17 protein-coding genes are annotated in these 21,879 nt (G+C 58.8%); 3 read left to right on the top strand and 14 right to left on the bottom strand.

Going from position 1 to position 21,879, the window contains the following annotated elements:
- Window positions 1-24: 24 nt before the first annotated feature.
- The 9 genes from P3G66_RS22655 to P3G66_RS22615 form a co-directional block, all read right to left on the bottom strand.
- Window positions 25-993 (bottom strand): GDP-L-fucose synthase, encoded by a 969-nt coding sequence (locus tag P3G66_RS22655; protein ID WP_070162072.1) that lies wholly within the window; start codon window positions 991-993, stop codon window positions 25-27.
- On the bottom strand, window positions 990-2,021 hold the full coding sequence (gmd, locus tag P3G66_RS22650; protein ID WP_181991934.1) for a GDP-mannose 4,6-dehydratase: 1,032 nt from the start codon (window positions 2,019-2,021) through the stop codon (window positions 990-992). Before gmd ends, P3G66_RS22655 begins: the two co-directional genes overlap by 4 nt.
- Window positions 2,022-2,121: 100 nt before the next feature.
- Window positions 2,122-3,186: a polysaccharide pyruvyl transferase family protein gene (locus P3G66_RS22645; protein ID WP_118602908.1), complete on the bottom strand. Its 1,065-nt coding sequence runs from the start codon at window positions 3,184-3,186 to the stop codon at window positions 2,122-2,124.
- Window positions 3,179-4,390, bottom strand: a complete 1,212-nt coding sequence (locus P3G66_RS22640; protein WP_158170310.1) for an oligosaccharide flippase family protein — start codon at window positions 4,388-4,390, stop codon at window positions 3,179-3,181. Before P3G66_RS22640 ends, P3G66_RS22645 begins: the two co-directional genes overlap by 8 nt.
- 70 nt (window positions 4,391-4,460) lie before the next feature.
- Window positions 4,461-5,000: a DapH/DapD/GlmU-related protein gene (locus tag P3G66_RS22635; protein WP_064443236.1), complete on the bottom strand. Its 540-nt coding sequence runs from the start codon at window positions 4,998-5,000 to the stop codon at window positions 4,461-4,463.
- Window positions 4,997-6,277 carry a glycosyltransferase gene (locus P3G66_RS22630; RefSeq protein WP_276117164.1) on the bottom strand — a complete coding sequence of 427 codons (1,281 nt, stop codon included), beginning with the start codon at window positions 6,275-6,277 and terminating at the stop codon, window positions 4,997-4,999. Before P3G66_RS22630 ends, P3G66_RS22635 begins: the two co-directional genes overlap by 4 nt.
- A 26-nt stretch (window positions 6,278-6,303) precedes the next feature.
- A complete protein-coding gene (locus P3G66_RS22625) occupies window positions 6,304-6,642 on the bottom strand; it encodes a DapH/DapD/GlmU-related protein (RefSeq protein WP_024487404.1) in 339 nt (112 codons plus the stop codon).
- Between the two features lie 215 nt (window positions 6,643-6,857).
- Window positions 6,858-8,033: a glycosyltransferase gene (locus P3G66_RS22620; RefSeq protein WP_276117122.1), complete on the bottom strand. Its 1,176-nt coding sequence runs from the start codon at window positions 8,031-8,033 to the stop codon at window positions 6,858-6,860.
- 100 nt (window positions 8,034-8,133) lie between these two features.
- Window positions 8,134-9,630 carry a sugar transferase gene (locus tag P3G66_RS22615; RefSeq protein ID WP_231917461.1) on the bottom strand — a complete coding sequence of 499 codons (1,497 nt, stop codon included), beginning with the start codon at window positions 9,628-9,630 and terminating at the stop codon, window positions 8,134-8,136.
- 890 nt (window positions 9,631-10,520) lie between these two features.
- On the opposite strand from P3G66_RS22615, the gene P3G66_RS22610 reads away from it, so the two are divergent.
- Window positions 10,521-11,987, top strand: a complete 1,467-nt coding sequence (locus P3G66_RS22610; RefSeq protein ID WP_223304619.1) for a hypothetical protein — start codon at window positions 10,521-10,523, stop codon at window positions 11,985-11,987.
- Window positions 11,981-13,432: a glycosyltransferase gene (locus P3G66_RS22605; RefSeq protein ID WP_058038950.1), complete on the top strand. Its 1,452-nt coding sequence runs from the start codon at window positions 11,981-11,983 to the stop codon at window positions 13,430-13,432. The genes P3G66_RS22610 and P3G66_RS22605 overlap by 7 nt, the downstream gene beginning before the upstream one ends.
- Window positions 13,433-13,445: 13 nt before the next feature.
- Here the strand turns inward: P3G66_RS22605 and P3G66_RS22600 are convergent, their stop codons facing one another.
- Window positions 13,446-14,609, bottom strand: coding sequence for an O-antigen ligase family protein (locus tag P3G66_RS22600; RefSeq protein ID WP_276117121.1), 1,164 nt, complete (start codon window positions 14,607-14,609; stop codon window positions 13,446-13,448).
- 348 nt (window positions 14,610-14,957) lie between these two features.
- Here P3G66_RS22600 and P3G66_RS22595 point away from each other — a divergent pair, with 348 nt between their 5' ends.
- On the top strand, window positions 14,958-15,281 hold the full coding sequence (locus tag P3G66_RS22595) for a helix-turn-helix transcriptional regulator (RefSeq protein ID WP_223304618.1): 324 nt from the start codon (window positions 14,958-14,960) through the stop codon (window positions 15,279-15,281).
- Window positions 15,282-15,380: 99 nt separating this feature from the next.
- Here P3G66_RS22595 and P3G66_RS22590 read toward each other — a convergent pair whose 3' ends face one another.
- From P3G66_RS22590 to P3G66_RS22575, 4 genes are all read right to left on the bottom strand, one after another.
- On the bottom strand, window positions 15,381-16,304 hold the full coding sequence (locus tag P3G66_RS22590; RefSeq protein ID WP_007726597.1) for a UTP--glucose-1-phosphate uridylyltransferase: 924 nt from the start codon (window positions 16,302-16,304) through the stop codon (window positions 15,381-15,383).
- Between the two features lie 572 nt (window positions 16,305-16,876).
- Complete coding sequence (locus P3G66_RS22585) at window positions 16,877-18,025, bottom strand: cellulase family glycosylhydrolase (RefSeq protein ID WP_276117120.1); 1,149 nt, start codon at window positions 18,023-18,025, stop codon at window positions 16,877-16,879.
- Window positions 18,026-18,071: 46 nt separating this feature from the next.
- A complete protein-coding gene (locus tag P3G66_RS22580) occupies window positions 18,072-19,805 on the bottom strand; it encodes an ABC transporter (RefSeq protein ID WP_276117119.1) in 1,734 nt (577 codons plus the stop codon).
- Window positions 19,802-21,763, bottom strand: coding sequence for a hypothetical protein (locus tag P3G66_RS22575; protein ID WP_065352047.1), 1,962 nt, complete (start codon window positions 21,761-21,763; stop codon window positions 19,802-19,804). Before P3G66_RS22575 ends, P3G66_RS22580 begins: the two co-directional genes overlap by 4 nt.
- Between the last annotated feature and the right edge of the window lie 116 nt (window positions 21,764-21,879).

Genomic DNA, 21,879 nt, shown 5'->3' with positions numbered 1-21,879 from the left:
TACGTCGAATAATGCTGTAGTACTTCATGTCCTGATCGAATCGACGTTCTGTCGATACCACTCCACGGTCGATGCGATCCCCGCACGAAGATCAATCCTGGGCTGCCACCCCAAATCTCGAAGCTTCCCGATGTCAAGCAACTTCCGCGGCGTCCCGTCAGGTTTCGAATGATCCCATTCGATCTCGCCGTCGAACCCGATCTCGTCCGCCACGATCGCAGAGATCTCCGCGATGCTCTGGTCCTCGCCTGTACCAACATTGACGTGTTCTGCTCCGTCATAGTGGTCGAGCAAATGAAGGCAGGCATCCGCCATGTCGTCGACGTGGAGAAACTCGCGCCTCGGCGTCCCGCTGCCCCAGTTCACGACTGAAGCAGCTCCATCACGGCGCGCGTCGTCGAAGCGTCTGATGAGGGCTGGCAGCACATGAGAGCCCTTGGCAGAGAAGTTGTCACCCGGGCCGTAGAGATTGGTCGGCATCGCGGCGATCCACGGACGCCCGAACTGCTTTCGAACAGCCTGTACCTGCAGGATTCCCGCGATCTTGGCGATGGCATATGCATCGTTCGTCGGTTCCAAATGACCGGTCAGCAAATATTCTTCGCGAATCGGTTGAGGAGCGAATTTCGGGTAGATGCAGGATGATCCGAGGAACAGCAGGCGATCTACGTCGAACTCGGCCGCCGCGTCCATCACGTTCACCTGGATGCGAAGGTTGTCGGAGATGAAGTCCACCGGCAGTGTGCTGTTCGCCAGTATCCCGCCCACCTTGGCTGCCGCGAGGACCACGTTCTTCGGCCTCTCGGCGGCGAAGAACTCGAACACGGCACCGCGGTCGCGAAGATCGAGTTCGGCGGACGTGCGACCGACAAGGCGATTGAAACCGTCGGCCTCCAAACGACGCCAGATCGCTGAACCCACGAGTCCACGATGGCCCGCGACGTACACCGCATCGTTCCGATCGAGGGACTTCTGCGCGTACTCCCCCGTCATCGAGCGTGCTCCCAATCCACCAGGTTCGGGCGGTCGATCCAGGGCTTGCCCTCACACTTCAGAGCCTCGATGTCCGCATCGACCATGATTCGAGCCAGCTCGGGAGTATGTACAGTCGCCTTCCAGCCGAGCTTCTGCTCCGCCTTACCTGCATCTCCGATCAACGCATCTACTTCCGTCGGCCGCAGATAGCGCTCGTCGAAGCGCACATGATCTTCCCAGTTCAAACCGGCGTGCTCGAAGGCCACCGTCAGGAAATCCTTGACCGAGTAGTTACCGCCTGTCGCGAGCACGTAATCGTCCGGCTCGTCGGCCTGAAGCATCCTCCACATTCCCTCCACGTACTCCGGCGCGTAACCCCAGTCGCGGATTGCATCGAGATTACCCATGTACAAATCGTTTTCCAGGCCGGCCTTGATCCGCGCCACCGCTCGCGTGATCTTGCGAGTTACGAATGTTTCGCCTCGCCGCGGAGATTCGTGGTTGAACAGAATTCCGTTCACGGCAAAGATCCCGTACGCCTCGCGGTAGTTCTTGGTGATCCAGTACGAGTACACCTTCGCCGCACCGTACGGCGATCGCGGATAGAAGGGAGTCTGCTCGTCCTGCGGAGGCGGTGTCGCACCGAACATCTCGGAACTGGACGCCTGGTAGAACCTGCATTCGAGACCAGCCATCCGGACTGCTTCGAGCAACCTGATCGACCCGATTCCCGTCGTGTCTCCGGTATGTTCGGGCTCGTCGAAACTTACCCGTACATGTGACTGCGCTGCGAGGTTGTAGACCTCGTCCGGGCGTATCTGTGCGAGAAGAGTGACCAAACGCGCCCCGTCGCTGAGATCTCCGTAATGAAGGAACAGTTTTGCATCCGGCGTGTGGGGATCCACATACATGTGATCGATTCGAGCCGTATTGAACGTGGACGATCTACGAATAAGTCCGTGGACCTCGTATCCCTTGCTCAACAACAGCTCGGCCAGGTATGAACCGTCTTGGCCTGTAATTCCGGTAATCAGTGCACGTTTCACTTGAAACTCCGTCCTCGAAGCAGATACTTGTCTGCGAGTAGTCATCGGCCGAATTGTGTTGTGTGGGAGCAGCGAACCCACAACCAGAACTGAGAAACCCTCACGGCATTACTGCCTCCTTGATCCGCGATCTCAGATCCTCCAGTTCCGCGGCAGCGGAGTCCATTCCGCGAGAGATTCGGGTAGATTCGTCGTGCCCTAGATTCAAGCTGCCACCCGTCGCATCGTCCATCCAGGAGGCCTGCGGTGCGAGTACCGGTTCCAGCGAATCCCTCAGCTTCGGTACCGAACTACTACCCGACATCACCGGTATCGATCCGCCTCGAGCGCTCAGGATCAAAACATGGAGGCGGTCACTGACGGTTACGGCGGCGCGCTCGTACAGGGCGCGGACAGCCGACTCCTGTTGCCGATGGGTCGTGTCATCGTCCCATCCCACGTAGGGAATACCCAGCGTCGCAGCAACTTCGCGGTTGTGGCTGTCGTCCTCGACAACCTGGCAACAGGCCATCAAATCCAAACCATTTGCCGAGAACTGACTTTGGATCGACCGAAGGGACGCGTAGTTCACCGGTCGGTCATGCCGAAGTGAAAGCAAGGCTATTTCTCGGCGCGCAGATTCTCGGCCAGCAGACTTCGCTCCGTCGGATACACCGGCCCCGAACGCGAGATCGGGATAGAACCGACTCTTACCTCGCAGGTACTCACACGTCCTTTTGTCACGTGCCGCGTAGACGTCGGCTACGCCGACGAGGATCTTCTCGGGTACTGCCGCCATTGGGCTTCGTACCTCGATCGACCGTCCCAAAACGAGGACTCGTGTACCGAACATGCGAAGCACCGCAAAGACTGTCACCAACAACGAGTGCTTGACGACGCTTGCTGCTGATGCCCCCAGAACCGCCGGCCCAGGTGCCATCACGATCACTGCCCGCTTTCGGCGCACTGTATCGGACAAAATCGCTCGCCAGAAGCTGATACCCGAATCCATCACCTCGTCGGTTGGTTCCCAATCGAAGGCATCGACGTACTCCGCGCTCATACTGCCCGAAAATACAACGGGTCTGAACCCCAGTTCACGCATGTAGTCGACTGCTGTTCGGCGTATCTCGATGTCACCCAGATTGCCCTGAGCTGCTGCGATACTCATGAAGAACCTACGCATGGGGATCCCTCCTCATTGCAACGACAACGACACAGGTCAGCAATGCGGTTTGAAGTACATAGCTGAGCGAGAGCGACCACCCCGCTCCGAGCGCCCCGTAACGGGGGGCAGCCAGCACGATTCCGACGAGGCAGATCAAGGTGCTCACAACCGTTATGTAGGAGACGATTTCAACTCTGCCCGTACCTTGCAGGATCGCATTCAATTGGGACGAGATCGCTGCGAAGATCAAACTGAAGCAGACGACCTGCATTACCGGTACCGCGTCTACGTACGCATCGCCCAAAATCGGTGGAACGAGTACAGGGATGACAGCTGCGATCACACCGAAGATCACCGCACTTGCGATGCATACGTACATCGCGGGTCGCAGAATGCCCTGGGTGATTCGCCCGGTCGTCGAGCGCGCCGCCGCAGGCATGAGAACTGCCGCAAACGATGTGGGAATCAGCCGCAACGGAGTGGTGATACGACTCGTCACGCCGTAGATTCCGGAGACGGCCGGTGACGTGACAAGTCCAACCAGCAGTACGTCGAAGTTGCGCGTCTGAGTAGCAACGGAATTCAACCAGAAGTGCGAGGACTTGCCGATGATCGACTTGTACGAGCGTCTCGATCTGACACGAGTGATCGCCGGTCCGAGCCGAATGGCCACGAAGACAGCGATCATCGAAGAGAACGCGAGGCCCACGGAATACCAGAACACTGCGTCGACTCCTGCGAGCCAAGCGGCCGCAACAAAAACGAGAGCAAGTGCTCGCCGGAGGAGCAACGACACCGCGTTCTGCCAGGTATTCCCGTCAGCGAGTGGTAGCGAGAGCAGCGTCTCGACGTAATTGTCCAGAACAACCCAAGCTGTCAACGGCACTACGAACCAAAGCTTCGGCTCGAAGACCGCGGCTACCGCCGCGGTAAATGCCAGCAATGCGCCGACGGCCAGGTTGGCGCGGCGCGAGAACTCCAAGGTCGACGCGATGAGGGGTTCCTGGTCACCCAACGCACGGATCCGAACCAGAAATGGGGTGAACCCGAAGTTCAGAATGGTCTGAAGCACCAGTCCGACACCATAAGCCGCAGCGAAGATTCCAAAGCCGGACGGACCGGAGATACGCGCGAGTAGGACCATACTCAGTGCCTGAATCAACGCACCGACAAGACGTCCGCCGGCGATTCCCGTGAACTGAACCACCAAGGGGTTCGTCATCACCTTCATGTTCCACCACCCGGGCACTCGAACGAGTGCGGAACCCCGGCGCAGCGCGGTCGTGCGCCCTTCATGGTCGTCCGATCGACGAAACCGGGGCGCGGACGATCGAACTCGCCGGAACATCGGATGTAACAAGGCAATTTGCGCCGATAACCGAGTGGTCACCGACCGACGTGCCGCGGAGAATTGTGGACCTGGCCGCAATCCACACTCCGTTGCCGATGACGATCGGTCCGTTGTCGAACTCGAAAGTCCGTGACTGTCTGCTGTGACTGCCCGCGCACAAAAAGACGTCCTGCGAGACACAACTGTTCGACCCGATACTCACCGGTTCGAGATTGAGGATCCATGCTCCCTCACCCACCCAAGTGTTATCACCGATCGACAGTTTCCACGGCCAATGGATCTTCACGCCGTGCCGAATCAGGACTCCATCACCGATCTCAGCGCCGAACAGTCTGAGAATGGCAACTCGTATGCGTGCCGGCACGAACCAGGCCCGGAACAGTGGTGCCACCGCGAGCCAGGCGACCTGCACTGATGCCGGACGTCCCTTGTCGTATCCTGCCCCGGTGAATTCGCCGAGGGAGAGCTGCGGGTGTGTCATCGCGCTCGGGCTTGCGTCGGTCGAGTCGGCAAACTGTCTCGATTGATGAGTCCGTCGAAGAGGTCACCGAACGCGGTGGTGGCAGAGCCGGGAGACAAGGTTTCGTGCACGTACTCCCCCCCGTTTCGCGCGAGTTGAGCGGCACGGACGGGGTCGGAAACCAGCATCTCTATTTCACGTACCAATGCTTCCGGATTTCCGGCGTCAACACGTACTCCCGCCCCGGACAGGGCGATCTCCTCGCCGGAGGCACTGTCCGAAGATGTAGCCGCGACGACAGGTACCCCTGAAGCGAAATACGATGTAAGTTTGCTCGGAACGGCCATACTGCGAAGATCAGCCAACTCGTTGAGAAGTAATGCGTCCGCTGCTCGCAGCACATCGGTGAAGTCCTCGCCGCCAACAGGATCCATGAATTCGATCCCGGTGCATCCCTCGGACAGCTCTTCGAGATGGGCCCGCTGATTCCCATCCCCCATCAGCACGAATTTGATGTCGGACTGGCGCGGCCCAAGTAAATGCGCGGCGTTCACCACGTTCTCGAGCCCTTGCTTTGCACCCATATTGCCGGCATGCAGAACTATCTTCTGTTCCGGACCCCAACCCAATCGCTTTCGCGAATCTTCACGGGTGCAGGCAGACTGGGAGAGATCCAGGTGGGTCCAGTTCCTGATGACTGTGACGCTGCTCGAGTCGACTCCGAGGTTGTCCTGCGCATGCTTCGCGAACCGCGGGTGGATCACGACGACGTGATCGGACTTTCGCAAGATCCAGGATTCGGCTCGATCGACGAGAGACGACAGGCCTCCGCTCAGCTGACCGGTCTCGGACGCGCCCAGTCCGTAGAAGTCCTGCACCCACAGCACCACGGGTGTGCGCGATCGAAGGAGCCTGGTCCTGATGACAAATGCCGCCGAGGACAAAATTGTAGGACTTAAACACAGTATGAGGTCTGCTCGATGGAAGAGAGTCGCCCAGGTCGCCCTCAAAGCGAAACTTGCCTCCATCAGAATTCTTCGCAGGAAGCTGGGATTCCGGGGGATGTAATGACGAAGTCTTTGAACCGTCAGATTTTCTGACTGCTCTACGGAAGACAGACCTGAGAAGCCATCCATCTTTCGCCAGAATGGATAGTGCGGATACCCTGTCACTACCCTGACGTCAGCACCGGCATCCGCTATCGCATTTGCCAAACCCTCCGTGTACGGAGCGATACCGGTTGGCTCAGGAGAATAGTTGATTCCCACGATCAGGATTTTATTTCCCTGATTATCCATCGTGCTCATTTCCCTTTTCAGCTAACTCAGGACGGCAGTCCGTGCACAGCTTGCAGGTGTGCACTTCTCTGCGTGTCACTCTCGAATCGTTCGGCGACTTTCCGTGCCGGAACTCCGACATTCACCGAGAAACTCTCGACGTCGTTCGTCACGACCGAACCGGCTCCGATAACCGCACCGTCACCGATCTTCACACCGCTCAATATCACCGAACAGGCGCCTATCCATACGTCTGTTCCAATTTCGACAGAATCGCGTGCACCAGGCTGACGGTCCCCCACCCACGTCGACGCGAGCATCGGAATACCCACCTCGTCGATCGCGTGGTCTTCGCGCCCCACGATGTAGACGTTCATTCCGATCATGACGTGGGATCCGATGGAGCCGTCTACCTGAATAACGGTTCGGGGTCCGACGCTGACATTATCGCCGATATTCAGCCGGTGAGGCGCACTGATGATGGCTCCACGGCCGGCGTTGAAGTCGCGCCCTACTGAAACATTCCCGTTCGATATTGCGAGTCCATTCATTATTCCGCGAAGGGCTCGCCTGACACCTGACGGTAGGCGTGATCGGTTGCTCATCGTACGACCATCTCCTTGGGCCATCCCTCATTGTCGAATTCGACGACCTGACCGCGCAACGCAGCAGAGATCCCCGATGCCATGGTTTCGGCGGAATAGAGATCCCCTACCTTCGCTGAAACTTTCTCCGCTGGAACGGGATTGGAGACAAGATGCAAGAAGTAGTCTCGCAGCGCCGCAGCCAGCGACTCCTCGGTCGTCGGTGAGTAACTATGCATAGGACCGACAGCAGCAAGCTCGATCTCGGGGGCGTGCGGGGCGTCCTCGGGGTACAGCATCGGGACTCCGAATCCCAAACTCTGAGTGACACTCAACCCGACGTATCCGGGAGAGATCGACATGATTGAGCGTGCGTAGATTTCAGCAAGTTCGATCGGGCTTTCAATGCGTCCGTGTACCACAACGGACTCTTCCAGACCTAAATCGAGAATTTGCCGTTCTATCGTTTCCACCGCATTGCCGAAACCCACGATTTCCAACACGGCACCCTCGTCGACGAGGCCTGATTGGTGGAAAGCCGGAACCAATTGATCGACGTTCTTCTCGGCAACCAATCGGCCGACATAGACAATTGATTTACGCGATTCACCGGTGTTACCAGCGTTAATGTCAGCGCGTTTGTACAAAGAATTGGGTGCAACCCAAACTGGTTGGCCTGGAACCTCGAGCTTGGCTGGGACCACACTGGCGTACCCGTAAAGAATGGTCCCCTGAGACAAGCGGCGCATCGTTCTCCGAAGGAAAGCCGTCTTCGACGAAGAACCTTGCCTGGGATGCAAATGGCCCCAAAGAAGAGTACGGCGACGCGCTATTCGTCGAAGGACCAAAATACTCCACGATGTGAGACTACGGGGGTTCAAATCCAGGATGGTCACGGACGCTGAAAGCGGATTTTTCCAAGAACCCACCTGAAGAAGAACCTTGTCACCGAAGATTCCGATCCGTCGAACGCGGTCGTAGAAATCCGTGTCGATGCCAGTTCGTACCGTGGAATCCAACCCGTAGTCCGAAGCCAGAATATCGAGATTTCCTTCCTCCATCTCACGCAACACCTCGATGCACGGATTCCGATACGTTGGAATCACCGCCAGATACATCGAGTATTTTTTTGATGACATCGAGCCTGCTCCCCCAAAGTTCTCATCGAGCACCACCGATTGGCCAGTGTGCATTGCGCAGTTCCCTTACTTCGGATCCCAGGCAGGGTTCGCCGGGAATGGCGAATCGGATTCGCGATACGAATACGAAAGACTGACTGACTGACTGAACGGATCAGTATGCGCCGTCACTCGCCATTACGGCTTTGAGCGTCTTCACGACGATCATCACGTCCCCGACCATCGACCAGTTGTCGACATAGGACAGATCCAGCCGAACGGTTTCTTCCCACGAAAGATCCGAGCGCCCGCTCACCTGCCACAAACCGGTGATACCCGGTTTGACCAGCAGTCGCCTTTTCACGGCCCCGTCGTATGCCTCTACCTCACGCCTCAACGGCGGTCTCGGACCAACTACGCTCATCTCGCGCCGGAGCACATTGACGAACTGAGGCAACTCGTCAATCGAAAACTTTCGAATGACGCGCCCCACCTTGGTAACCCGAGGATCGTCACGCATCTTGAACAGGACACCGGCGCCCTCGTTATCCGACAGCAGGCTGTCGACCTGCGTATCTGCGTTCTGAACCATCGATCGGAACTTCAGCATCGGAAAGGGAACCCCGTCCAATCCCATTCGCTCCGACCGATAGAGCACAGGACCCCGACTGGTGAACTTGACTGCCAACGCCGTCACGATCAAAACGGGACTGATCAAAATGAGAATTACAGATGCGAAAACGACGTCGAAGGCTGTCTTGGCGAACCGTTGAGCACCGTGGTATCGCGGACGTTCGACGTGAATCAGTGGAAGGCCCGCCACCGGCCGCATCGACAGTCGCGGACCGGAAACATCCAGGATTCCCGGTGCCACAACAAGATCGACGTCCTTACACTCCAGATCCCAGGCCAGTTTCCGCATACCGTCGTAGCCGAGGTGTTCCGTCGCCGTAACCGCCACCGCATCGGCTCCGACCAAGTCGAGTGCGTCGGTCACATCGTGCTCGTCCCCGAGGACCGGTATTTCGTTGCCGTCGACCACGATGACTCTGTCGCGACGACCTAGTTGACTGGGTTGGCAGACGCCCACGACCCGGTACCCGTCACCGGGAGCTCGTTCGAAGGTTTGGGCCATTTTCTTGACTGCAACCGGGCTTCCAACGACTAAGACGGACGTCTGGAAATCGCCGCGCGAGCGCTTCCTCGCAATCACCTTTCGCCAGATCCAGCGGCTCGCCATCAGCGCGGTCAGACCGACAGGAAATGCGAAGGCCAGATAGAGCCGCGCGATGTCCAACTGCAACAGCAAGCTGACAATCGCAATGAGTCCGAAGAGGCGAACTGTCGCGACGAAGATTCGTCTGTACTCTTCGGGTCCGCTGCCGATCACACGAATCGAGCGAGTGCGAAAGATCCCCAACGACGATAACCACATCGCCGCCAATGCAATTGACACACCGGTGTAGCTGAGTTGCCCGAGGATTCCGGGGCTCACTGCGCGGCTGTCTCCACCGAATCGCAGCCATTGAGCCAGGAAAACCGTCGCCACGATGATCACCGAATCGCCCAGGAACAGCCTTCTGCGGTACGCCGTTTCCCATTCCCTCCGAGAAGTCGATCCGCGGCGGAGGTCGGGCACTGCGCGGGGAAGCGTGTGCTTGGTCTTGCCCAGTGTGGACACGTCGAGCGCCGTCACGTGATCAGTCCCTTCCTCATTCGTGGAATCCGTGTGTCGTTGAATCCGTGTGTCGTTGAATCCGTGTGTCGTTGACAGGTGTTGAGCGTGATTCACCAGATTTGAGCAATCCACTGGAACAGCAAATTGCTCGCTTCGATCCGAAGAGTGCAATTGTTCGAGAATCGGAACGCTCTCACGCTCCGAGTGGATTACATTTCAGCACTGTCCGCGCGCAGGATCAAACGCAAAGTCGCCCCAGTTCAGGCCTGTAGTCGCCCGCACCCCTACCTATTCCAATGTGGCCGCAACGCAAGCGCTTTGCCTCTCACCGTTCGGAGGCGGAGCGCCTGGAACAACAGAACGAAAGATCGATTCAGAGGCAACTATCGCGTTACTTCGACGAAAGTGCGGCAAAGCGAAGGACCTTACTCGTCAGTAGGCGGTTGCCACAGGGCAACGCATTACCGATACGGCCTGAATAGAGGATCATTTCCATTGGTAACCAACGCAATGACTTTCGCCGACATAAGGTGCCTGCGCCGTTGGGGACCTACGTCCCCGGCAGGGATCTTGGTCCCTATTGCCGATTCGATGTGCAATTCGAAGGCGAATAGCCCTACAGCCCTTGCTGATACAGGCTTCAACATCGAAACAAGATCAGGTCACTCGTCCAGTTCGCAACAAGCAAGCTCCGAAAAGAAAATTTTCCTTCGTCTCAATATGTGGGATTTCTGCCCCGCTTCGGCCGTTCCGCAGCGACCGGTGCTCGGATTCGCACCTTGTGATCGATCACGTAAGGTCGACCAAAGTCGGGTTCGCTGACACAACCTCGCTGCAGCCGACACAGCCGGAGTGGACGACCAGTTCGAATAGGACTACATATCTTGAAGATTCGCGACCTACGCACGCAGTCGGGAATTATCCCCCGCCTCACAGTACGTTGGCTGATGATTGCAGCCGCGACAATCTTTGCTTTCTGGCCCACCTGGACCAATTTGTGGAGGAGCACCGCGAGCGGTACCGCCATCGGATACGTTTTTGTCCTCCCTTTGCTCTGCCTGATAGCCGCCGTCGGAACAGATTTGCGACGCGGCCCGGACCTTCCGATCCACGACCGTGAGACGGACAAGATTGTCGGTGGTATCGGCTTACTTGTTTCTCTGGGTTTACAGGCACTCCTCATGCCACGTTTTGCCGAGAACTATGAATTGATGCATATCGATGTAATCGCGGCATGGGTATTTGTCTGGAGCGCAGCGGTTCTCATGTTCGGGCTGCGTCCGGTGAACCGCTACTGGGCAATCTGGGTTGTTCCGATCGTCCTGGCGCCGCTCATCTACCGCACGCTGGCGACCGAACTCGGCGGCACACGATTCGACTACAGCATCATCATGGTGCTGGTCGCCTCGGCCGCAACGACGATCGCCGTCAGTAGGACCTGGAGACGGGGATTCGCCGGGTTCGTCGCTTCGTCCGTCCTGGGTGCTGCCTTGGTCTACTACCTCTCGCGGCAGTACCCGACTGCACCCTTGTTCAGCGTCCAGCTGCTACCAGCAATAGGTAGTGCGTTACTGGTAGGCGGGTTCTTCTACCTGTACGAGCGACGTGGAAGGTCATGGAAGCCGTTCGAGCGTCCGCTCCGGAATCCCTCGACGTCAACCAGCAACTGGACGATCCTGGTGGTGTTCGCCGCGGCAATCGTGATGTTTTTTACGCCAGTGCCCACCACTCAGAGCGTTCCGGTCTCAGTAGGTCCGCCGGCGACTGCTGATCCACGCCTCATCGTCCCCGCCGGTTGGCGTGAGATCTCAACCGACGAATACGATTGGCCGAGAAAATACTTCGGTTCCACCTCGGCACTCACTCGCCAGACAATTCGTGCTGACACACCCAACCCTGCCTGGGACACCCAGATGCGACCACGCACCGTCCAAATGGACGTTGTTCAAGTGCGTCGCCCGTCTACTCTGTCTGTCTATCCGAGCAATACAACCTATGATCTCCAGAACGCACGTGTCAGCCCCACCGTACGAGTTGAGTTGACTCGTGGAGTTGTCGCGGAAATGTACACAGTTGTCGACGACTCCCTCCTACTCACCTGGAGCAACCTCAATTTCGTGTGGACACGCGGCGACGGTGCCGCACAACGCGTCACACTCTTGACAGTGGACAATCATGAACCGAATGCCTTGTTCCCCGAACCGAAACCATCGATGGCTTCGAATGGAAGCAACACCTTGGCAGTTCTACTCAGAGGCAGGATATCTACTGTCGACAGCGAATCTCAGTACAAGGATCTAGGTATGCTCCAGTCCCTCGGAAGGCTTGTCGTGGAGGCACAGAAGTGGTAGATCCCGATCTCTCGGTTGAGGACGAAAGCTCGGAAGAATTCAAACGAGTTGCACTTCACGATGCTGTGAACGGACTGCGTGAACGTAAACCGATTTCGTCGGCATCAGTTGCGTTCTATCCGTGGCAGCGCAACATCCTGTTCCTGATTCTCGTGATCACCGTTGTGTGTCTGGTCTTCTTCCTTACTCCCACGCTCATCGTTCTCACATTGGCATGCACGCTCGGGTACGTATGGGCGATGGTGGATCGCCTAGTGCTGTTCACACGAGGTCTGGATGCCTCCTCGATCGTGACGATCAGCGATCAGGAGGCAAGCTCGCTTTCCGATGAAGAACTACCGCACTACACAATCCTTGTGCCGGCGTACAACGAGCCGGAAGTAGTCGGAGACCTGATTTCCGCTATGCGTGCGATCGACTACCCCTCGAACAAATTGCAGGTGCTGTTGCTCCTCGAAGAGGATGACACCGTCACCATCGACGCGGCGACTGCCGCCGGAGTCGATGCCGTGGTGAGTATCTTGAAGGTCCCTGCTGCAGATCCGCGCACCAAACCCAAAGCCTGCAACTACGGATTGCACTTCTCTACGGGCGAGATAATCACCATCTACGACGCCGAGGACTCACCGGATCCGCTCCAGTTACGCCGTGTGGTGGCAACCTTCGCGAAGCTTCCATCGAATACCGCGTGCGTTCAGGCGAAACTCGCATTTCACAACGGGACTCAGAATTTGTTGACCGCGTGGTTCACGGCCGACTACGCCCTCTGGTTCAATTTCATCCTCCCAGGACTGATGCGCAGTCAGTCACCGATTCCCTTGGGAGGCACGTCCAATCACCTTCGACGAAGTGTGCTCGACGAGATCGGCGCCTGGGACCCCTTCAACGTCACGGAGGACGCAGATCTCGGAGTTCGCATCGCGGAGAGCGGCTACCGGACCGCTGTTCTGAACTCGACGACGCTGGAGGAGGCCAACAGCGACACGATCAACTGGATCCGACAACGCTCACGCTGGTACAAGGGTTACCTGCAGACTTGGTTGGTTCACATGCGTCAACCTGTGAAACTGTGGCGCGGACTCGGCACGGTCGGATTTCTACGCTTCACCATCTTGATGGCGGGGACACCCATTGTGGCGACACTGAACATGGCGTTCTGGCTGATCAGTCTGGGTTGGATTCTCGGCCAGCCCGAGGTCATCCACGACGTGTTTCCCAACTACGTCTATTTTCCCGCCCTCGTGTCACTCGTATTCGGTAACGCCGCAGTCCTTTACATGAACCTGGTGGCATGCCGAGAGACGCGAAATCCTATGCTGCTGATAGCTTGCCTGACCGCTCCGCTTTACTGGGTCTTGATGAGCATCGCAGCCATCAAAGGCACATATCAGTTGATACGCAACCCGTCTTACTGGGAGAAGACCTTCCATGGCTTGAACACGTAAGCTCAATTCCCGATCAACTCTTGTTGCGCGGGTGAGCTTTGAAGCTTGCGGTCCGATCACTGCCGGCCGAAAGACATGCAAACGCGAGTACGACCGGTAGCCAGTAGTACGCCTGCTCGAAAAATGCCGAGGTCAGTGCGAATGTCATCATCGCGACCAGCACGCCGGCCGCGGCGGCGTTCTTGCCGGACTTCATCGATCTGAACGCAACCAATGCCGTCGCGCAGATGATGAGTCCCACAGCCAGGGCAAGCACCACCCCGCCTTGGTACCAAGACCGTAGAAACACATTGTGGACGACTGTGACGTTGTCGAACGAGGCCGCATTGGCAGCGTTCAGACCCACCCCGGACAGCGGATGCGCGCGAATAGCATCCCAAGCGAATCCGTAAGTGTCGTTACGGATCTCGAGTGTGCTGACGGCTTTGGTCTGCCCTGTGACCTGAAGGTATCGATCGGCCGGCGTCTCCAGGTGCTTTCCGAACTCGGTGTAGGTGATTGCGACCCAGAAGAGAACAGAGGTGCCGACAAAACTCTTGACGATGGTGGTGATCTTCACTCGCGAAGAAATCGCCACGACGATCAATCCGATCGCGCATGCCGACAACGAACTCAAACTACCGGTTGCCAGCAGTCCCACCGCGTTCACAATCGATATCAGCACCAGAACGACCCGATTTCCTACCTTTCGCACTGCAGTCCCCAGGCACAGAATCAGCGCAAGTGAGGACATGATGCCCAGAACGTTCGGGTGACCTGCCAGACCTGGAGCACGACCGTTCACAACACCGAAACCGAAGACGGATGAACCGGCCAATTGGATAGCGGCGGCCAGAGCAGAAACCGATTGGCTTGCTATGAACGCAATGCATACACGCCTGACAAAACCCGGATCACGCCGGACATTGGCGACCATCACAAATATTCCGAGCCCGAGAACTATGAAAAGTTGGATTCCAACATAAAGATTTCCGCCGATATCATTGCCACGCGTCGCTGTTACTGTGGCGACGAGAGCGGCGTAGCCGGCGGTCAACCAGACGCCGACAAACTGCGGCCGAGCAACTCGTCCCAGCGCTACTGACGCCACGATGACCGCAAGCACTGCCATCGCCCACAACTGCGTGACGGCGCCGGGCAACGAGCGGTATATCGGAACTGCGATCGCGATCGCCATCCACACAGCGGTAGTCGGCGACAAAGGAATTCTGCCTGTTCGCCCTGCCGTCGAAGCGGCATCATTCCGAAGACCTTGAGGTCTGACTTGACTCGGCGTTGTCATTGAGTTCCTGCTTCCGACAATCGAATTTTTTGCATTTCACCCTCGATTTCACCCTTCGCCGACGCCGGGCTGAATAATCCCCGCTCAGCGCAGAAGTCATCCTCTGTCGGCAACGTCGCGTAACTGCAAATAAGCGAATCGTCGACGCAAAACTTTGCCACGACATGGCAGATATCCAATTGTCCTCGACTCGTGGCCGAAAGGAAGTGGCATATACGTCTCGGCTCAGGCAATATGACCGCTATGAGTGGTTTCTCCGCATGGGTCGAGAATCAACTGGAACTTCGCTCGTTCGGCGACATCCAGGAAGCTGCGCGTGCGCTGAAGATTCGACCTTCCGAGCTGAGTCGATGGCTGTCGGCTAAACGCCCTCCCACGCAGGACACGATGCGGACGGCATGTCAGGTCTTCGACGCTCCGATCATGGAGGTCCTCGTAGCCGCCGGTTATCTGACCTCTGAGGAAGCGGAGCCGGGGATGACTCCACCGTCGATCGTCGCGACGATTTCGACACAGTCCCTGGTGGACGAACTCACCCGACGCGGTATCGACCGACAAAGTGAATGAATCCGGGCTACCGACATTCACATACGCGCTAGCCGAACATGGTGCAGATTCTCGTGCACCAAAACATATTTCGACCTCAGCTGTCATGGACGGCATTATTCAGTACGTCAACTGCGGATCCGGCTGATCCAATCGTTCCTTGAGCCAGACTCGCAACTCCGGTCCGTACTCGGTGCGACTGAGCGCATGGTCGAGAGATGCTCGCAGAAAGCCTCCCGGGTTACCAAGATCGTGGCGGGTTCCGTGATGGACGACGACGTGAACCGGATGCCCCTCCGCGATCAACAGCGCTATCGCATCCGTCAGTTGTAGTTCGCCACCCTGCCCGGGTGAGATTCGTCTGAGCGCGTCGAACACGGCGCGATCGAGAAGGTATCGTCCGGCCGCGGCGAGAGTGGACGGAGCATCCTCAGGAGCCGGCTTCTCAACCATGCCGATGACGGCAAGTACATCGGGATCGCTGCCCTCCACAGGTGTTTGGACGTCGAATACTCCGTAGGCCCCAACACGATCGGGCGCGACGTCGAACGCGCACAGCACAGAACCACCACGCTCGGCACGTACCTTCGCCATCGCGTCGAGAATGCCGCAGGGGTGGACCAGATCGTCGGGAAGCAGCACCGCGAACGAGTCCTCGTCCGCATCCAGCACCGATTCGACCAGACCGACAGCGTGTCCCAATCCCAGCGGAGACTCTTGCACAACCGGCTCCACCGAGATCAGGCCCGGAGCCCGACGCACACGTTCGAGTAGATGGTGCTTCCCGCTGGCGGCGAGCTTGCCCTCGAGCACCAGGTCCTCGACGAAATGCCCGACGACCGATGCCTTGCCCGGCGCAGTGACGATCACCAGACGTTCCGCGCCTGCTTGCGCCGCTTCGCTGGCGACCAGCTCGATCCCGGGTGTATCGACCACGGGGAGCAACTCTTTCGGAACCGTCTTGGTGGCCGGGAGGAAACGAGTCCCCATTCCGGCAGCCGGAACCACAGCAGTCTTGAAAGGCCGTTCAGCGCACCCAGTCATCGTTCACCTCTCCGCTCACACGATGCTCCACACACTTACCGTTACGCGCATGCAGCGGTCGTCCCCTCATTTCGACGACCGAAAGCTCACATCGCATGTACAGCCTGCGCACAAGGTCTACCGGGCGGCCGATGCCGCCGCAAGTTGACTCGAACTCGGAATTCGTTGCGCGCGAGAGCTACACACCACCCCTCGATGTCACTTCCACGAGGGGCACGCCGCACTCCGCGCACTACCCGTTACCGCGGCGAACGGTTGTGATCGTATTTCGACGTTGACCACGGCGGGACGTAGCAACTGGCCAAAGAGACAGGTACGACACAACTTCCGAACTCAGCACCTCAACCGGACCGTCCCCAACCGACCCGGACGAAGGTCCTGGAAGCGCCGCATCGATGGTCCCGTGCGACTTCACCCGTCTTCAAGTTCGGTTATCCACAGGTGAATGCCACTGAATACCATTGAATACGAACGAAATACGGTCATCACGCCACAACACCAGATTCAGGTTGTTATCAAATCGTGACCATACTCCCACTGGATGGAACTCCCAGTGGACTACTAGCAGTGTCCTAACTTGCCAGTGAAGCAATCACGTCGAAGAGTGGATCGTCAGGCCCGATATCCATTGTGCATTCGTTCGGCCGTGGATCCGGCACGAATGCCCACAGGAGAGCTCCGGCCGTACCGGCCACCTTCTGCCCCGTCAGCTTCGTCTCGATATTCGTGGCTCTGGTCGCCAGTGATTCACAACTGCCTGCCAATTCGCCTGTCTCGGCGACCAACAACGGCTTCCCGACGTTCGCGGCCTGTTCGATGCGACGCGCCAGTCCGTTCCACTGGTCGCCCGGAAGCGGAACCCCGTCTGCTCCGTAGTCGTGATACTGCAGAACGTCGACGAAGTCGGACTCGCTCACGTACTGGTAGTCGTCACCCGCAGTGCCGCACTGACCGCCCCCGACGTATCCGGCCGTGATCAGGGTGTTCGGATCGATCGCCCGAAGTTCGGCGCCTGCCGTGTCGAAGAACTCCCGCAACACCTGCGCGGAATCAGACGGGCACGTTCTTGTCCACCAATTGCAGGCGGCATCGGTACACAGGCTCGGTTCCGGCTCCCCCACCAATTCCCACGCCGCGACGGAAGGCTCGTTCTTCCAACGGTCGACGGCGGTGTGCATCCAGTCCTGGAAGCTCATGGTGGCTCGACCTGGGATCAGGTTCGCGACCTTCCACTCGTCGGTGTACCAGTCCCTGGATTTGAACAGCCCGTCATCACACCCGCTGTCCTGGGGTGAGAGCACCGGAATCGTGAACTGATTGTGTCGCGCCGCAGCGTCGAACACCGCGTCCATCGGGCCGAAATCCATCTCCCCGGACACCTTGTTCACCGCGAGCGCCTGGAACGCGTTGAAACGCGTGACGGAGTTCGGTGGCAGAGAACCGAAGTAGGCATCGAGATCGACCATGGCGCCACAGCCGAAGTTCACCGACCAATCAGTGGCCAGTTGATAAGCATTCAGCCCGGTAGGCCACCATGGCTGTCCGTCGAGCGTCAGTCCGCTCGACGACACTCCCACCCGAACCGTCTTGGGCGAATCGGCAACCACCGGCGTCGTGAACATTCCTGTCACCACCGCGACGGTTGCAAAGCTGACTACAGCGGCAGCGATACGGCGACGCACTGTGCCAGGCACACGCGGACGCACTTCTTCAGAAGACATCTACAACCATCCACGTCATACGGACAATCCTCCCACACGAATTGCCTCATCGACCCGTTTGCCGTTCACCGGTGACGCGATACAAACGCCAGGCCGAAGGGTCCATGCCGCCGTCGTTGGGAACCTCGAGTACCAGCGCTCCCACACCGCCGGCCCCGGTGTCGTACATCGTCGGATAGCGCCGATTGACCGCGTCCGACACACCGCGACCGGTGTTCGGCACCGACAGGATGTATTCGACGTGATGTTCGGCGGGGTTGTTCAGTACGCGCACGAAGTCCGCATCGGAAGGCACGACGAATTGCCGAGGGTTGTTCGACGACGCCACGACGGCATAGCTCTGCACGGTGTCGAGCAGAACCGACCCCTCCGGCAGAGCCAAGTCGTCCAGGTAGCTGGCGATGCGACGCTCGGCCGCAAACGTGCGCAGATTCGTCTGCTCCTCCAGGTTCTGCCGGCCCGGAATGATCGCACTGGCAATGGAATGCTCGAGCACTGCGATCCGCGCATTACCCATCGCGACAAACGTGACCAGCGTCGACCCGACCAGCAAGCACAGAGAGATCACAAGGGGCAGAGAGGGCCCCGACTGCTCGGGGTACGTCGATACCGAGCGTGACGCAGCAGCCCCCGGTCGACGCGTGACGACCGGCGCACCGCGAGGTGCGATCAGGACGACCAACACGAAAGACAGCGGAATGATCGAAATGTAGAAGCGCAGAAGGGGAAACGTCGATCCCATCACGTAGAGCAAGGTTTGGGCACCGAGGATGGCGCCGAACAACACAAGAGGCACGACCACTTCGGTGTCGCGCCGCCGAAGTGCGTAGATGATTGCAAGGACCGCGAGCACCGGGAGCGCCGGGCCGAGTACGGCCATTTCGGTAATCGAGAACGCAAGACGGGCGATCGGTGAGTCGGTTCCGGCACCAGCCTGCTCCAGGATGGAACTGTTCCCGTAGACCGACGAGAACTGTTGGAACGCTTGACCTGTGATGAGCCAACTGGCAAACGACCACAAGGCGAAGGCAAGGAATCCCGGCATCAGCACTACGGCACCGTCGAGGGCTGCTGCCCAGAGCCGCAAGCCAGGCCCCGCGCCCTCGCCGAGCTCGTCAGCAGTCGGGCGGAAACGAAGCCAACTCACCACGGTCACCAGCACCACCGCGACGAACAGCGGGGCCAATGCGTCGTATCTGGTGAGGTACGCCAGAGCGAAAGCGAGGCCGGCACCGATGAGGTCGTGTACGTCGTCGCTTCGCATCCACCGAATCAACCGACGTGTCGCCCACAGAACGAAGAAGAGGAACGGAGCTTCGCTCATTCCGCTCGCCGCGTACATGACGATCATCGGGTTGACAGCGAACAGCACGGTCAGGACGACGGTGACCCATCGCGCACACCCACGGTCGCGGCTGATCCCGCGTACCTGAATCACAGCACCAGCCATGAAGGCCGCGGACATCACGACCGCAGTGATGTTCCACCGCAGCAGATCCGGCCACCAATGACCCATCAGGCCCATCGGAATCTGGACTGCCGCCGTCAACGGGGTGAACACGAACCCGATCGCCGCGAAGTGCGGATCACGGCTGAGCAGCATCGCCGACACCGCGGCGACGCGGCTGAGCGAATCGGTGAAGATGAACCCGATACCCGCGTTCATCCACACGCCCAACGCGGTGTAGATCGCGAAGAGCGCGACGAACATCCGCCATGGCTTGCGGCCCGGTAGATCGTGGACCGCGACGGACAGGGCCGGGCGATCGGTGACGGTCACTGTCCGCGACGCCGAGCTACGAGCACACCACCGACGGCAACAGCGATCAGAACCACGGTCCCGAATCCGATCCAGCCGATCGTGACCGCGCTCAGTCCGGTCTCCTCTTCGGCCGAGGCCGCGGTGCCCAACGGGGCGACGTTGACTCCGACATCGAAGGGCTCACTTCCCCGAGGCGCGACCAGGAGATCGCCGGTCAGTTCTGCGAACCGGTCCTTCCCACTTTCCAACCAGTTGAGCAGACCGTCGGCATCGGCCGCATCACCCTCAGAGGTCAGCGCCACCACTTCGTTGTGCGAACCCGAAACCACCTGCAAGGCACCGTATTGTCCACCGAATTCAAGACCCTGCAAGCGCAGGAGCCCTTGATCTGCTGTGTCCATGGGTAGAGCCACCGGAGTGGGAAGCTTCCCGTCCGCCGCGATCAACAACGCCGGCAGCGAACTGGTCGCCGCGTCGCCGAAGGGGAGCACACGCGGTTGCAGCGGCAGATAGCTCAACCGCTGCATCGCGACAACGAGGCGCTGCGCGCGAACGAGATCTGCGAAATCACCGTGACTCAAACCGACATCGAGTGTGGGCAGCATCGACTGCGGTAATGCCTGGAATCCTCCAGGCGTCGGCGGGAATCCGGTAGTGGACGTGATGGTGCTTGCCGGATCGACAGTGAGCGAAGACGGGCTACTGGTGCCGCATTGGAAGTCGCCGGTCACATCCATCGAGACTTCGAAGGTCAGGTCGCGACGCAGGAGTTCGTTCGGAACATCGACGCCGATGTCGAAGCGCCCTGTCTCGTTCACCGTCTGCGAAGCAAGCCGTGAGTCCCCCAGCGAAATCGACAGTTCTCCGTTGCGTGAATTCGGCAGCGGTACATAGGAACCGATCATTCGGATCGACACGTCCTTCATCGGACGCCCCAGTTGCGACTGGCTGAACGGGACGTCGACCTCGATGTGATTGAGACCGGAAGCCGTCAACGTTCCGAGCTTCAGCTCACCGACGGTGATGGCGTCCTGGGAAATCTGGGCAACTGTGTTGTCCGGTGACGCGAGCGCCCTGCTCGCCGCCCAGTAGCCGTCGAAGTTCGCCGCCAACAGACTGACCTGAGGAACGAGGGTCTTGTCGTCCCCTGAAATTCGCAGCACTGGTGCACCATTCGGAGCAGCCGCGAGATCGATGCCGGCGTCCCCACTGTTGCCGAGTACTACAGCTCTCTCGAACAGTCCCGGCTCAGCGGACGGCAGACTCTGGCCGTTCGGCAGTTGTTCCACCACCACGGCGTCAGGCTGACTTCCGTACTTGTTGACAATCGCTGCACTCAGCTGCAGAGCCGCACTCTGCTGTGACCGTGACGAACCATCCGTGACGTAGATGGTTGCCTTCCTCAAAATCGGCGGAAAGAAGGTTGCAACAGTCGTGGGCTGCTGCTCGGCACCGTCGTAGGCGACAAAGGCATCCCGGAGCGCAAGGGGCTGGTATCTCGTTCGGTCGTAGCAGCGGTCGTCGACGGGAACGAGGTGAGCGATCATCGACACGGTCACGCTCCGGTCGACCACTTCGAGACCTTGCAACGGAACCGAAATCGGTAGGCCGGTTCCGGCCTGCCCGGCGTCGAAGTCGACGCGGCTCACCAATCTGCCGTCCGCAGTCACTTCGAGCCAACCCCTACTGAAGTCGGTCGGGGCGGTCAGGATTCCGGTCACGGCTGTTGCGGTGAGTCCGTCCGGCACCGGCACGGTCACCAAGACGGGTGCGTCATCGGAGGAGAACACGATGTCTGTTCCTCGTCCGAGTTCGGTGAAGGAGATCGGAGTTGTGGCTGCGGCGGCCACCGAAGTATCTGCGTCGTCCTCGAAATCCTGGGCGGAGGCGACACTGCCGAGCGGAAGCAACAAAGTGACCGCGACAGCCACCGGCATTGCCAGCGCGCGCGTCAGCCAGGTTCGAGAGTGGCCCATCAGCGTGTCTCCTCGACATTTCTTGTTTCCGCGCAATCACCAAACACAAATCACGAGTAGCAATCTCGCCAGTTCGCGACGGTCGCAGGTCCGATCGCACCGTTACGGACAAACAA

The organism is Rhodococcus sp. C3V (assembly GCF_029269915.1).
Taxonomy (GTDB): domain Bacteria; phylum Actinomycetota; class Actinomycetes; order Mycobacteriales; family Mycobacteriaceae; genus Rhodococcus_F; species Rhodococcus_F qingshengii.
The sequence above is the reverse complement of the archived record's forward strand: the minus strand, read 5'-3'. Positions and strand labels throughout refer to the sequence as shown.